Genomic DNA, 13489 nt, shown 5'->3' on the forward strand with positions numbered 1-13489 from the left:
ACCCAATGCCGCAGGTCCCCCAGCGTGGCTGCGTCGGCCGGTCGGGGTCTCAGTCGTCGGCGGCGAGACGATGCCGCAGGTCCGCCTCGAGGTAGATCTGCACCTCGAGCGGCACGGTTGCCCGAATCCGTGCCTCCGCCCCATCGATGGCGGTGGCCACGGCACGGGCATCCGCGTCGGGCGCCACCTCGACCTTCGCGGCCACCAGGAGCTCCTCGGGTCCCAGGTGCAGCGTGCGCATGTGGATGACCGAGAGCACCCCGGGCCCGGGAATGGCCGCCTCGATCGCGGCCTGGTGCTCCGGCAACGCGGACTCGCCCAGGAGCAGCGAGCTCATCTCGATCGCGAGGAACACCGCGATGGACACCAGGAGCAGGCCGATCGCCGCGGACCCGATCGCGTCCCAGCGCCCGTCTCCGGTTGCCAGGGTCATGCCCACCCCGAACAGCGCGAAGACCAGCCCGATCAGCGCACCGAAGTCCTCCAGCAGGATCACCGGTAGTTCGGGCGCGCGTGACTGGCGCACGAACGCGGTCAGGCCCGTGCTGCCCCTGGCATGGTTGGCCTCGCGGACCGCGGTACGGAAGGAGAGTCCCTCCATGACGAGGCCCAGCACCAGGACCGCCACGGGCACCCACCGCCACTCCTCGATCGGGTGCGGGTCGGAGAACTTGTGCCACGCCTCGTACAACGCGAAGCACCCACCGAGGCTGAACAGGACGATCGAGACGAGGAACGCGTAGACGTAGCGGACCCGGCCGTAGCCGAACTGATGCACGGCCGAGGCTGCCCGCCGGGACCGTCGGCCGCCGATCAGCAGGAGCGCCTGGTTGCCCGAGTCGGCCACCGAGTGCACGCCCTCGGCGAGCATCGAACTCGAACCGGTCAGCGCGTACGCCACGAACTTGGTGACGGCGATCCCGAGGTTCGCCGACAGTGCGGCCACGACGGCCTTCGTGCCACTACCCGTGGACATCTTCGCCTCTTCCCGCCCACCCGCCGCGGTGGAACGTCCTCAGACCTTCCGGGCCTCGTGGACCAACAGCACGGGCACGCCGCCGCGGACCGGGTAGGCCAGCCGGGGCGACCCACCGGTGTTGACCAGCTCCGGCTCGCCGTCGGGGCCGACACCGTCCACCAGTTCGGTCCCGGTGAGCGGGCAGCGCACGATCGCCCGCAGCCATTCCTCGATCGGCACCGTGACGCCGGGTCGGGGCTCAGTCATGGGTGACCTCCTCTCCCTCGCGGACGAGTGCGAGCACGCCGTCACGGATCTTGATCATGATGTCCGAGTCCTGGGCCTCGACGTTCAGCCGCAGCAGCGGTTCGGTGTTGGAGCTGCGCAGGTTGAACCACCACCGTGGGGTCTGGTCCCAGTGGGTGAAGGTGAGCCCGTCGAACTCCTCCACGGTGACGACACCGGCGTCGATGTCGTCGGAGAACGCCTGCCGCACCCGCTCGCGGGCCGCGTCCACGTCGGCCACGCGCGAGTTGATCTCCCCCGAGGCGGAGTACGGGGTGTAGATCTCGGAGAGCGCGGAGAGCGGGATATCGGCCGTGCCGAGGGCCTGGAGCACGTGCATGGCGGCGAGCATGCCGGTGTCGGCGAACCAGAAGTCCCGGAAGTAGTAGTGGGCGCTGTGCTCGCCGCCGAACACGGCATCCTCGGCGGCCATCTGCGCCTTGATGAAGGAGTGCCCCACCCGGGTCCGCACGGCACGGCCGCCTGATCCCTCCACGAGCTCGGGTACCGCTCGGGAGGTGATCAGGTTGTGGATGATGGTGGCGGTCCGGCCGGCCGCCTTCTCCTTCTCCAGTTCCCGCAGGCCCACCAGGGCCGTGATCGCGGACGGGTTCACGGCCACGCCACGTTCGTCGACCACGAAGCACCGGTCCGCGTCGCCGTCGAACGCCAACCCGATGTCCGCCTCCTCGGCGACGACGGCGGTCTGCAGGTCGATCAGGTTCTTCGGCTCGAGCGGGTTCGCCTCGTGGTTGGGGAACGTACCGTCGAGCTCGAAGTACATCGGCACCAGGGTCAGTCCGAGGTCCGCAAGGCCGGCATCGGTGCCGAGCACGGCGCCCGCGGTGAGTCCGGCCATGCCGTTGCCGGCGTCGATGACGACCTTCATCGGGCGCACCCCGTCCAGCGACACCAGCGAGCGCAGGTGGCCGGCGTAGTCGGGTAGCAGGTCCCGCTCGGACAGCGTGCCCGCCGGCTCGGCGGCGGGAATGCCTTCGGCGAGGTAGGCGGCGGCGAGCGCATGCACGTCGGCCAGCCCCGTATCACGCCCGACCGGCCGGGCACCCGCGTGGCACATCTTGATGCCGTTGTACTGGGCCGGATTGTGGCTGGCGGTGAACATCGCACCGGGCAGGTCGAGGCTGCCGGAGGCGAAGTAGAGTCCGTCGGTGGACGCGAGACCGATGTCGGTGACGTCCACGCCACGCCAGGTGACGCCGTCGGCGAAGGCGACCACCAACTCCGGTGAGGACGCCCGCATGTCGTGGCCGATCACGACGGCGGACTTGTGCGCCGGGGTGGCGACCACGTCCGCGAAGGCGGCGCCGAGGGCGCGAGCGACGTCCGCGTCGAGTTCGCCGGGAACGAGGCCGCGAATGTCATAGGCCTTGACGATGGCGTCGAGACGCTCGGAGTCGCGAGGATCACGCGGCTCGGGAAGATCATTCACGAGAGGGGAGCCTACCCGCCGGCTCACTCGCCGTCGTCGCGGACGACGCGCAGGTGGCCGCGGCGGCCCGCCTGCGGGGTCGGGCGGACCTGCGTCACCGGCGCCGGCGCGGCGAACTGTCCGCGGGCCGCCGGCACGGAGGGGGGTGGCGTGGCGCGGGATGCCTCCCGGACGGCGTCGGCGAGCGCGAGGAGGTCGTCCGAGCTCGGCGGTGCCGGCTCGAACTCGGTCGCCAGTCGCACCACATCCCAGCCACGCGGCACGGTCAACCGCTCGGCGTGCGCGGCGCACAGGTCATAGGTGTGCGGTTCGGCGTGGGTGGCGAGCGGGCCGAGCACGGCCGTGGAGTCGGAGTACACGTACGTGAGCGTCGCCACGGCGGGCGCCGTGCACGCGGAACGGGTGCAGCCTCGGGTCGCTCTCACGAGATGAGAGGCTACCCCCTCCCCCCGGTGTCCTCGACGATCCCACGCCGCCCGGGTCTGGCACCCTGGGGACATGAGCCAGGAACCGTCCACTCCGCCGGCGAGCGACCTCAGTCGTGTGGTGTTGCCGTCCCGTCGTGGCTCCACCCGCCGGGACCGGCGTGGCCGCGGGCTCCGGGGGCCGGTGCTGCCGCCGACGCTGCCCGGCTGGCGCACACGCGCCGAGCGGTTCGACGAGACCCTGCTCGCCACCGTCGAACGGTTGGAGAAGCATCTGGGCTCCGAACTCGACGGCGTCGAGTTCGCCGTCGAGGAGGTGCCCCCGTCCGCCCCGGCGCCGTGGGAGACCGGCGCCGTCCCCTTGGGGCGGTACTTCCCGGCCGACCCCGCGGCCGGCCTCAGCCACCGGATCGTCGTCTACCGGCGGCCGGTGGTCGGTCGGTCAGCGGACGCCGACGACGTCACGGCCCTGGTCCGCGACGTCCTGGTGGAGCAACTCGCACAGATGCTCGGGCGCGACCCCGAGGACATCGATCCGACCTACCGGGACTGAGGTTCCGCGCGTTCCGGCTCAGGGACCGAGCCGCACCGCGACGCTCTGCTCCTCGTCGGCATCCGGGGTGAGGGGGATCATGGTGAGGAGTTCACCGTCGGCGGCCTGCGCGGTCAGCGCGGCGGTGGCGAGGACCGCGGTGCCGCTCACTTCGACGGCGACGGCGTCGGCCAGGTCGATCCGGTCGGTGACGCCCGTGCTGGTCCCGGCCTCGAGGTCGATCTCGACGGGGTCGCCGGTCCGGCCGGCGGCGTTCACGGTGCGCAGCGTGACCGTCTGGGGCTCGTCCAGCGGGTTCGTGAGGGCCACGCCGGCCTCATCCACCACCGAACCGAGCCCGGGAAGGGTGAGCATCCCGTGGTCGACCGCGGTCCGCGCCGGCACCCAGGCCCGGTCCAGCACCGGCTGGTCCGGGTCGAGCTCGCCGGCAACACCGAGCCGGGTGATCATGGCGGCGCCCGTGACCGGCTGGTCGGCGCGCACCCGCACCGTCCAGGACCCGGCGGGTATCCCCGCCAGCGACACGTCGACGACCGATCCCGCCTCGAGGATCATGTCCTCGGTGCCGGCGAGGACCTCCTCGCCGTCGGCCCCGAGCAGGGACACCGTGGCCGTGGTGGGCGACTCATTGGGATTCGCGAGCCGGACCACGGACGGCTCCGGTGCCGTGGGGTCCGCCTCCGGCAGTGGCACCGGGCCGATGGTCAGGTCCGGGCCGGGGTCGGCCGAGGCCGTCACCACATCGGTACCCGCGGGCACCACGCCGTTGAGCGCGCTGTCCTGGATCTCGGCGGTCAGCCGCCCGCCGTCGGCGGTGACCCGGACCGCCATCCGCGGTTCGAGGGACAGGGACTCGAGCAGGATCGACTCGGCGGCGCCGGGCCCCACGAGGATGGGGTTGCCCGCGCTGACCTGACCGGCCGCCCCCCAGATGTCCACGCTCGCAGCGACCGGGGTGTCTCCTGGGTTCGTCAGCGTCAGCCGGGCGCTCGAGCCGAGTTCGGTCGCCCCGCCCACCAGCCAGATGCTGGAGGAGGGCGCCTGGCACTCGGATGCCGTCAGGCCGCGCAGGTCGCCGCTGTCGAGCCTGGCCGCCGATGCGCCGGCCGCGAGCGCGGTGGCGGTCCCATCCGGTTCGGCGCGGAGCACGGCCGGCCCGCTCGGGTCGCTCTGGCTCAGGTAGCGGACGTCCCCGGTGGCCGGCACCTCGATCGGGTCGGCGCCGATGGCCGACCAGGTCGCGGCAGGCGCCTCACGGCCGTCACGACCCAGCACCACGGCCTCCGCCACGGCGGCGAGCTCCACGCCACCGGAGCCGAACTCGTCGTCGTAGTCGATGTCCGCGCCGTCATCGGTGGCCAGGCGTGGGGGGCCGGAGCAGACCAGCGACAGCGGGCCGGCGCCGACGTCGATCTCCGGAGGCGGGACGGTCGTGACCTCCGGCGGTGGGGAGAGAGTCGCCGCGCCGACCACCACCCCGGTGAGGCCGAGCACGATCAGGCCGGTGGTCGCGGCGCCCACCCCACGGGCCACGGCCCGAAGGCGCGGGTTGAGACGAGGCGTCGACGGCATCAGGTGTCCTCCAGCCGGCGGCGCCGGGTCGGCAGCGCGAGCAGCACGGTGAGCGTGAGGATCACGATGGTGACCACCCGCCAGGGCGCGTGCAGCGCGGGTTCGTAGCGTGCCTCGATGGTCCCGACGGCGCCGTCCGGGATGCTGAACGCCTGCCGCCAGTCCACCTCGACGGACCGCAGCGGTTGTCCGCCGATCCAGGCCCGCCAGGCCGGGTCGGCCCGTTCCGCGAGGATGAGGGTCCGGCCCGTCCCGGTCACCGGGATCCGTCCCTCTGCGGTGACGCCGGAGGAGGGCACGGTGACCGGCGCCGTCCCGGCGTCGTCGACCACCTGGGCCCGGCCGACCGAGGTGTCGGTGCTGCCCTCGCCGAGATTGACGCGCCAGATCACGCCGCTGTCGTTCTCGGTCACCCGGTCCAGACCGAGAACCGAGTCCAGCAACGCCACCAGCCGGCCGCGTTCGGTGGGGTCGGCGAGGACGCCGCTGGCGTTCGCCTCCGCGGACGGCACGACCACGACCGCGACGGCGTGGGTCGCCAGGGCGGCGGCTGCGTCCGTCGCGGAGCCGGATGCGAGAGCGGCGACGAGCTCGGCCAGGTCGGCGTCCGCGGCGTCCAGGACCTCCGGGTCGGCCGGGTCGGTGGCCGACTCGACCCGCACCAGGCCCGCGAGCGCGACGGCGCTCGCGGTCTCGGTCAGTTGTGGGCCGTCGCCGCGCCACAACTGGGTGTCCAGGCCGTCCGCCGTGGGGGTCAGCGCCAGGACCCGGGCGCCCTGTGGCGGCTGCTGCACCTCGATGCCGAGTGCGGGGACCGGTTCGGCGGTCCGTGCGGTGATCCGGATCAGGGCAGCGGGCTCGGTGCCGTTGCGTTCGGCCAACACCCGGGACGTCCACAGGGTCGCCGAGCACACCAGCCCGACCACCACGACGATGGTGGCCACGACCGCGGCCGGCTGGCGCCAGCCGAAGCTCACCTGCCGGAGGCTGCCCTTGAGCCCGTCGACGGCGCCGAGCGTTGCGGCGAGCAGCCCGAGCAGCACCAGGGACGTGCCCGGCCCGGCCCAGCCGTGGACCACCACGTCCCCGTCGGTGCCGGCGCCCTGGCCGATGCCGACCGGGACCCGTACCGCGACCGCCGCGGTGAGCACCCCGACCGCCACCAGGAGCCAGGCGATCCGGATCGCCCGGGCCCGACCGGCGCCTCGGAACAGGGCGAGCACGGCCGCGGCGAGGACCGTTCCGGAGGCGATCAGCGGCACCACGGTCGCTGCCGTGCCACCCAGGAACTGCACCGCGGTCGGGGCCGCCGGCCAGCCGAGGAGCGCGAGCCACCCGGGCCCGGGATCGGAGCCGAACGGTACCCCGGGGTCGGCGAAGATCAGGCGCCATCCCCCGTCGTCGGCGGTGGCCAGTGCGTGCGACAACAGCGGGCCGAACACCACCAGCGCGGGTAGTGCCACCAGCACGAGACGCTTCCGTCCGACGGCGAGGTTGCGCCGGCGCCCGAGTGCGAGGGCGAGCACGATGAGCGCGAGGACGCCCGCGGGCAGCAGTGCCGGTGCGCCGGCGCAGGCGATCGTGAAGGCGAGGCCGGCCGCGGCGGCCGCGCCCAGGGACCCGATGTTGGAGGTCCGGGTGACCACGGTGGCGGCCTCGGGCTCATCCTCGGCCAGGTAGCCGTCGGCGGTGTTCGAGGCGATCACGGGTGGCTCGTCAGAGTCCCAGGCACCGAGGTGGGCGCGTGCGGGTACCGGCCGTCGGACCGCGGCCGTGGACTCCTCGCTCGTCGGGTCCTCGCTGCCGTCGCCGCCGGCGTCCGAGAGCTCCGTCGGCTCCTCGGCGGATACCTCCGCGGGGTCGGCCGCCTCGGGGTCCGCCAGGGCGGCCAGCCGAGCCCGTTTCGCCTCGCCGGACATGACGCCGTCCCGGGCGCTCGAGCGTGGTGAGACCCGCTGCGCCCCGACCATCCCGGAGACGATCACGTCCCGGCGGTCCAGGCCGAGCGCCCGCATGACACCGAGGGCGACGAACGGCAGGGCGAGGTGGGCGATGACCGCGCCCAGGCGGCCCTCACCGAGGCCCAGCAGCAGCGGCGGGCCGAGCGCCCACGCGAGCGCGGCCCAGGCCCGCAACAGCACGGCGCGGGTGGCGACGCCGGCGGCGAACCAGCCACCGAGTGCGGCGAGCGGCATGGCCGCCACGAGCAGTACCGCGATGCTGATGCGCATCGGCGTGCCGAGGGGGCCACCCGTGAGCAGCGAGAGCACACCGAGGATCCCGAGGAAGGGGTCCGGCGGGCCCGCGTGACCGTCTCCGGTGCCGATCCAGGGGGCGAGCGCCGCGTCCCAGATCTGCGCGAACGTCCCGTCCACCGGTGCCAGCGCTCCGCCGAGCAACGCGCCGGAGAAGGCCACCGGCGCCATGGTCAGCAGGCTGAGGGCGGTGACGAGCAGGAGAACCACCCCGAGGGTGAGTCGGCGGCGCAGCGCCACGGCGGCCCGCTCGGCCATCTCCAGTTCACTGGGGGCCCGGCTGGCCCGGCGCTCCGTCGCGGCCTGCAGTCGGCGGTCCCAGCGCAGCCGCACCACGTCCCACCAGGAGGCTTGCAGTGGGCGTAACCGTCGGTAGGGCAGCTTCCGGGTGGCGGAGCCACGACGGCGGGCCGCGGAGATCGCCCGCGGGTGTGCCAGCACCCCCAGTGGCGCCAGGAATTCCTCGCCGGCCAGTTCGAGTTCCTTGGTGGCGACCCGCCAGAGCGCCCGGACCGGTGCCGCGACGATCGCGGCGAGCGCCACCAGGGGGGCCAGCACCACCGGGACCTGGGTGAGCCGCACGTGCAGGATCGCCTGCCGTCGCGCACGGTACGAGTGACGGGGCTCGGGAGCGCGTGGCTCCAGGGTGCGGGAGCCGTCCGCCTCCCGCAGGCCGAAGTATCCCGAGCGGGCGTGGCGAACGACCGCGCCGGGGACCACGACCACCCGATGTCCCGCGAGCCGGGCCCGACGGGAGAGGTCCCGTCCGTCCAGGAATGGTCCGAGAGCCGGGTCCGGACCACGCAGTTGCCGCCACACGGCCGCATCGATCAGCATGCCGGCCGTGCCGACGGCGTAGATGTCCTCGCGGCCGTCGTGCTGCCCCTGATCGACCTCGCCGTCCTCGATGCCGGTGAAACGCTGGCCGTCGAACGTTGCGCTGACACCCACGGAGATCAGCCGGTCGGGCTCGTCCCAGTCCACCTGCTTGGCGCCGGCGATCGCGATCGCCCGGCTCCCCTCGACGGCACCGAGGAGCTCGGCCAGGGCCCCGGGCTCCGGTGCCGAGTCGTCGTGGAGCAGCCACAGCCACCGGCGTGCGCGGGCGGCCGCCACGGTCGGATCGCCCTCGGCCGGGCCGAGCCCTCCCTCGGCCAGGGCGCGCCGCACGGCCGCGCCGAAGGTCCGCGCACCCGCCGTCGGAACGATCGTGAAACCTTCCGGCGCCAGGCCCGCCTCGCTCGCGGCGTCGCGCATTGCGGTGGAGTCGGCAGCGGCCCTCGACCCGAGCGCCGCGATCAGGATGTGGTCGGGTTGCGTGCGCTGGGCCGCCAGAGCGGCCAGCGTGGTCGGCAGGTACGGGGAGTCCGCCGCGCCCACCACGACGGCGAGCGTGTTCCAGGCTGGAGTGGTGGTGGTGTGATCGTCCGCGGCGTCGGCCTTCATACTGCTTTCACTCGGCGAACGCCGAGACCCGCTCAAATCGCTCGGCGCTTGAGCTTGCGACGCTCACGCTCGGACAGACCGCCCCAGATCCCGAACCGCTCGTCGTGCTCGAGCGCGTACTCCAGGCACTCGACCCGGACCTCGCATGAGACGCAGACCCGCTTGGCCTCCCGGGTCGACCCGCCCTTCTCGGGAAAGAAGGCCTCGGGATCGGTCTGCGCGCAGAGCGCCCGCTCCTGCCAGGACAGCGCGCCGTCATCGTCGACGTAGCCGTCCACCGGGAAAGCGAGTTCCATGCGTGGGGCCGGGACCGGCTGCGGAATACCGTTGGTGAGCGGACCCTCTCCCAGAATGTTCCACACGGCTTACCCCAATCGTCGTACATGCCCCTGCTGCCGCGCCCAGTACGGGCGCTTGCATTGAATTACAACCGTGTAACACGCCCGAGTCAAGCCGAGAGGTCGGATCGGTGCCACTCTCCGGCGTGTCGTACACGGCCTACGCTCATGGGTATGGCTCACGATACGTCCCTCGAATCGGTCGGCGACCTGGTCGAGTTCTGGCAGCGCGTCGACTCGGCCTCGCCGCGGCTGACCTGGTACGGGGCCGACGGCGAACGCGTTGAACTCTCCGGACGTGTGCTGGCGAACTGGGTCGTCAAGGCGACCAACCTGCTCACCGAGGAGGCGGTCGCCGGCCCGGGTGTGGTGGTCGGGGTGGATCTGCCGGTGCACTGGCGCGCGCTCGTCTGGTCGCTGGCCACCCTGCAGGCCGGGGCCGCGGTGAACCTTGCCGGCGAGGGCGGCGCGGATCCGGTCCCGAGAGCCGAGGCCGGCGGCCCGGAGGCGGACACCGTCGTCACGGACCGCCCGGTGGGCGCGCACCAGCGCGTTCGTGCAGGTGGGAGCGTCATCGCGGTCGCCCTGCCGGCGCTCGCGAGGGCGTTCGAGGGCACCCTCGATCGTGGAGTGATCGACGGCGCCGCGGACCTGATGACCTACCCCGACGTGCTCGCCCTGCCTCCGGACGTCGATCCTGACGCGCCTGCGGTCGAGGACGCCACGCACGCCGGTCTGCTCGCCTGGGCGCGGAGGGTGGCGGCTAGCGCTCCGGTCCCCGGTGCCGGCCGGCCAGCGTCGGAGGATCTCCCCGGCTCGCCGACATCCGGACCTCGCGCCCTGGTGACCGCGACCGATCAACGTGTGGTCCTGGCCACGGCGCTTGCGGTGTGGGCCGAGGGTGGCTCGGTCGTGCTCGTAGCCGGAGAGCGCTCCGACGCCGAACTCGCCCGGCTCGCCGACGTCGAGACGGCCACCCGGTGACGATGCAGGCCGGGCGTGTCGCTCAGGGCACCCCGGCCTGAGCCAGGCGCCCCGTTCCCGAGAGCCGCACCGCACCCTCGTCCGCGGCCACGAACACACACTGTCCGCGGGTCACGGTCAGACCCGCCGGGTCGACGTCGGAGGTCACGGCAACCTCGCCGTCCAGGCACAACAGCAGGCGCGGCCCGCGGCCGGGGATCCGGCGACGGTGCTCGCCGTCCAGGGTCGCGACCGAGAGCTCGAAGTCGTCGACCGGGGCGTAGTAGACACCGGTGCACTCGTCGAACATCTCGGGGGCGATCCGGATCGGCGGGGCGGCGACCCAGTCGATGGTCGCCAGGACCTCGGGGATGTCGACACGCTTGGGCGTCAGGCCGGCGCGCAGCACGTTGTCGGAGTTCGCCATGAGTTCGACGGCGAAGCCGCTCAGGTAGGCGTGGACGCCGCCGGCCGGCACGAACATCGCCTCGCCGGGGTGCAGCGTCACCGGGTTGAGCAGGAGCGCAGCCACCGACCCCGGGTCCCCGGGGTAGGCGGCGGAGAGGTTGGCCACGATCGTGTCCGTGCGCTCCGAAGGGGAGCGCCCGTCTCCCAACCGGGCCACGCACGCGGCCGCCGTCTCCTCGACGGCGGAGGTTGCGCCGTCGGATCCATGGACGAGGAGGTGCGTGAACGCCTCGCGCACGCCGGACGCCGTCGGGCTGGCCTGCAGGTGCCCGCGCATCACCTCGGCGAGCGGGGTGTCCAGTCCCTTCAGGAGCTCCGCGGCGCGGCGCGGCGCCCGGAACCCGCTGACGGCCTCGAAGTCCGTGAGCGCGTAGACGAGTTCGGGCTTGTGGTTCGCGTCGGCGTAGGTGCGCAGCAGGGGGTCGACGCCGGCGGCCTGCTCCCGCGCGTGCCCGGCCTGTGCCTGGTTCAGGTCCGGGTGCACCTGCAGCGAGAGCGGCCGCACCGGGGCGATGACCTTGAGCAGATAGGGCAGCGTCGGCCCGAAGCGGGCGACGATGTCGAGGCCGAGGATCCGGCTCGGGTCGCCGGCCAGGTGGGTGCGCAGCTCGCCGTCGTCGGCGAGCACCGAGGGCGCGGACGGGTGCGCCCCGAACCAGAGTTCGGCGACCGGTCGGTCGGTCGCCGACGCACCGAGGAACTCCGGGATGACGGTGGGCGAGCCCCAGGCGTAGTCGCGGGGCGAGCCGGTGAGGGCCCTCACCTGGTCCCGCTCGGACGCCGGGCCACCTGCGCCGGCGGCAGATGCACCACCGGTGCGGTTTCCCGCCCGCCGTCGAGATACCACCGCACCATCGCCTCGAGCCCGTCCGGCAGGGTCACGCTCGGTTCGAATCCGGTCCCCGCCACGCGGTCGGCCAGGAAGGACGTCTCGGAATCGGAGAGCTTGCGGATCCGAGCGGACGTCACGGGTAGGTTGCGCCCCGTCGCGGCGGCGATCAGATCGAACGGCTTGGCGGCCAGGAGCGCCGGGGTCAGCGGGATCCGTAGGCCGGGCTGACGGCGCCCGAGGCCGGCGTAGACGGCGGAGACGACCTCCCGCGACATGAGGTCGGGCTTGTCGACGTAGTTGTAGACCTCGTCCTGACCGTCCGCCACCCTCGACGGTGCAGCCCACAGATGACCGATCGCGTCGACGACGTTCGTGACGTAGCACATGCTCTTGCGGTTGGTCCCGGGCCCGACCGGCAGGAACCGGCGCCGGTCGATCTGCTGGATCAGCCGGTACACGTTCGCGAAGTTGCGGGGACCGAACACGACGGCGGGCCGGATGATCAGGGCGCGCCGCCCGGGCCCGGACCGCTGCCAGTCCCGGTACGCGCCCTCCGCGGCGAGCTTGGACCGGCCGTAGTCGTTGACGGGGGTCGGGGTGCTGGTCTCCGACGGCGGGGTGTCCTGTTCGCCGTAGACGGCCACCGAGGAGTAGAAGCACAGGTTGGTGATCCCGTGATGATCCATCGCGGCGCAGACGGCGCGGGCGCCGCCGACGTTCACGGACTCGAAGGTCGAGGTGGTGATCCCGAAGTCGTGGTGTGCGGCCGCCAGATTCAGCACGGCGGTGCAATCCGTCATCGCCTCGATGAGCGCGTCGACGTCCCGCACGTCCCCGATCTGGGTCGGCGCGTCGGCGTGCGGGTCCTCGTACAGGTCGAACCGCACGAACTCGACGCCGAGCCGGTCGAACATCGGCGCGAGGTGCGATCCGACGAAGCCCGAGGCCCCCAGCACGAGTACGCGGTCGGCAGAGGTGAGGACGTTCTCCACGCGGGCGGGATCCTTCCGGTCGGTCGACAGTCCCCCACCATTATGGGGCCGAACCCGCTCCCGTTCGGCCCGCCCGGCGGTCGGCACCGGACCACAGCAGATCTGCGGCTATCGTGAGGGGCGCCGTACTCCCGCACACTCCCCCTGAGGACTCGAATCCCCGGAGGTCCCGATTCTCGTCTCGGTCGTGATGCCCGCGCGCAACGCCTCGGCCACCGTGGGCGCTGCCATCGGCTCCGTGCTCGCCCAGACCCACACGGACTGGGAACTCCTGGTCACCGACGACGGTTCGAGCGACGCCACCGCTGCAATCCTGGCCGAGGCCGCGGCCGCGGACGAGCGCATCCGGCCGGGTCGCACCGCCGGCCGCAGCGGTGCCGCCGCGGCACGCAACGAGGCGATCGGGCGCGCGACGGGTGACTACATCGCATTCCTCGACAGCGACGACCTGTGGCTGCCCACGAAACTGGAGCGACAGCTCGCCTTCGCCGAGTCCGGCGACGCACCGCTGACGTTCAGCTCGTACTACAAGGTGGCCGCGGACTTCGACGCCGACCCGGCCCGCTGGACACCGAACGACCGGATCGTCCGCGCCCGGGAGCGACTGGACTACCGGGACATGCTGCAGCAGAACCACATCGGCTGCCTCACCGCCATGTACGACCGGCGTGTCCTGGGCACCAGGTACATGCCGGACCTGCGCAAGCGGCAGGACTACGCCCTATGGCTCTCGATCCTGCGTGACGGCGGCGAGGCCCGCGGGCTCACCGAACCGCTCGCGCTGTACCGGGACGCCCGGGCCGGGTCGCTCTCGGCGAACAAGCTCTCGCTGGTGCGCTACAACTGGCAGCTCTACCGGGACGTCGAGCGCCTCTCGCTACCGCGATCGGTGTGGGCACTGGCCCAGACCACGGTGCGATCGGTGCGCAAGGGCCGGATCTGACCGATCGGC

12 protein-coding genes are annotated in these 13489 nt (G+C 72.9%); 3 read left to right on the forward strand and 9 right to left on the reverse strand.

The window, feature by feature from the left end:
• Nucleotides 1–49: 49 nt before the first annotated feature.
• The 4 genes from EXU48_RS07760 to EXU48_RS07775 are packed head-to-tail and all read right to left on the reverse strand — an operon-like array spanning nucleotide 50 to nucleotide 3118.
• Nucleotides 50–976: a cation diffusion facilitator family transporter gene (locus tag EXU48_RS07760; RefSeq protein ID WP_133107050.1), complete on the reverse strand. Its 927-nt coding sequence runs from the start codon at nucleotides 974–976 to the stop codon at nucleotides 50–52.
• Nucleotides 977–1015: 39 nt separating this feature from the next.
• Complete coding sequence (locus EXU48_RS07765) at nucleotides 1016–1225, reverse strand: Trm112 family protein (protein WP_133107051.1); 210 nt, start codon at nucleotides 1223–1225, stop codon at nucleotides 1016–1018.
• Entirely contained in the window at nucleotides 1218–2693 is a 1476-nt protein-coding gene (locus tag EXU48_RS07770; RefSeq protein WP_133107052.1) for a phosphomannomutase/phosphoglucomutase, read from the reverse strand. Before EXU48_RS07770 ends, EXU48_RS07765 begins: the two co-directional genes overlap by 8 nt.
• Nucleotides 2694–2716: 23 nt before the next feature.
• Nucleotides 2717–3118, reverse strand: coding sequence for a DUF3499 domain-containing protein (locus tag EXU48_RS07775; RefSeq protein WP_235856894.1), 402 nt, complete (start codon nucleotides 3116–3118; stop codon nucleotides 2717–2719).
• A 73-nt stretch (nucleotides 3119–3191) separates the two neighbouring features.
• On the opposite strand from EXU48_RS07775, the gene EXU48_RS07780 reads away from it, so the two are divergent.
• A complete protein-coding gene (locus tag EXU48_RS07780) occupies nucleotides 3192–3671 on the forward strand; it encodes a metallopeptidase family protein (RefSeq protein ID WP_133107054.1) in 480 nt (159 codons plus the stop codon).
• A gap of 18 nt (nucleotides 3672–3689) precedes the next feature.
• Here EXU48_RS07780 and EXU48_RS07785 read toward each other — a convergent pair whose 3' ends face one another.
• From EXU48_RS07785 to EXU48_RS07795, 3 genes are read right to left on the reverse strand one after another with little or no spacing between them, the layout of a single operon-like run.
• Nucleotides 3690–5243, reverse strand: coding sequence for a DUF5719 family protein (locus EXU48_RS07785; RefSeq protein WP_133107055.1), 1554 nt, complete (start codon nucleotides 5241–5243; stop codon nucleotides 3690–3692).
• Nucleotides 5243–8944, reverse strand: a complete 3702-nt coding sequence (locus tag EXU48_RS07790; RefSeq protein ID WP_133107056.1) for a glycosyltransferase — start codon at nucleotides 8942–8944, stop codon at nucleotides 5243–5245. Before EXU48_RS07790 ends, EXU48_RS07785 begins: the two co-directional genes overlap by 1 nt.
• Before the next feature lie 32 nt (nucleotides 8945–8976).
• The gene (locus EXU48_RS07795; RefSeq protein WP_165962719.1) at nucleotides 8977–9240 is read right to left on the reverse strand and encodes a WhiB family transcriptional regulator; all 264 of its coding nucleotides are present in this window, start codon (nucleotides 9238–9240) and stop codon (nucleotides 8977–8979) included.
• A gap of 216 nt (nucleotides 9241–9456) precedes the next feature.
• On the opposite strand from EXU48_RS07795, the gene EXU48_RS07800 reads away from it, so the two are divergent.
• The gene (locus tag EXU48_RS07800) at nucleotides 9457–10266 is read left to right on the forward strand and encodes a TIGR03089 family protein (protein WP_133107058.1); all 810 of its coding nucleotides are present in this window, start codon (nucleotides 9457–9459) and stop codon (nucleotides 10264–10266) included.
• 22 nt (nucleotides 10267–10288) lie between these two features.
• On the opposite strand, the gene manA is transcribed toward EXU48_RS07800, so the two are convergent.
• Nucleotides 10289–11476: a mannose-6-phosphate isomerase, class I gene (gene manA, locus EXU48_RS07805; protein WP_133107059.1), complete on the reverse strand. Its 1188-nt coding sequence runs from the start codon at nucleotides 11474–11476 to the stop codon at nucleotides 10289–10291.
• On the reverse strand, nucleotides 11473–12537 hold the full coding sequence (locus tag EXU48_RS07810; protein WP_165962720.1) for an NAD-dependent epimerase/dehydratase family protein: 1065 nt from the start codon (nucleotides 12535–12537) through the stop codon (nucleotides 11473–11475). Before EXU48_RS07810 ends, manA begins: the two co-directional genes overlap by 4 nt.
• Before the next feature lie 190 nt (nucleotides 12538–12727).
• Here EXU48_RS07810 and EXU48_RS07815 point away from each other — a divergent pair, with 190 nt between their 5' ends.
• Nucleotides 12728–13480, forward strand: a complete 753-nt coding sequence (locus tag EXU48_RS07815) for a glycosyltransferase family 2 protein (RefSeq protein ID WP_133107061.1) — start codon at nucleotides 12728–12730, stop codon at nucleotides 13478–13480.
• Nucleotides 13481–13489 lie beyond the last annotated feature (9 nt).

Source organism: Occultella glacieicola, from assembly GCF_004353825.1.
Classification (GTDB): Bacteria; Actinomycetota; Actinomycetes; order Actinomycetales; family Beutenbergiaceae; genus Occultella; species Occultella glacieicola.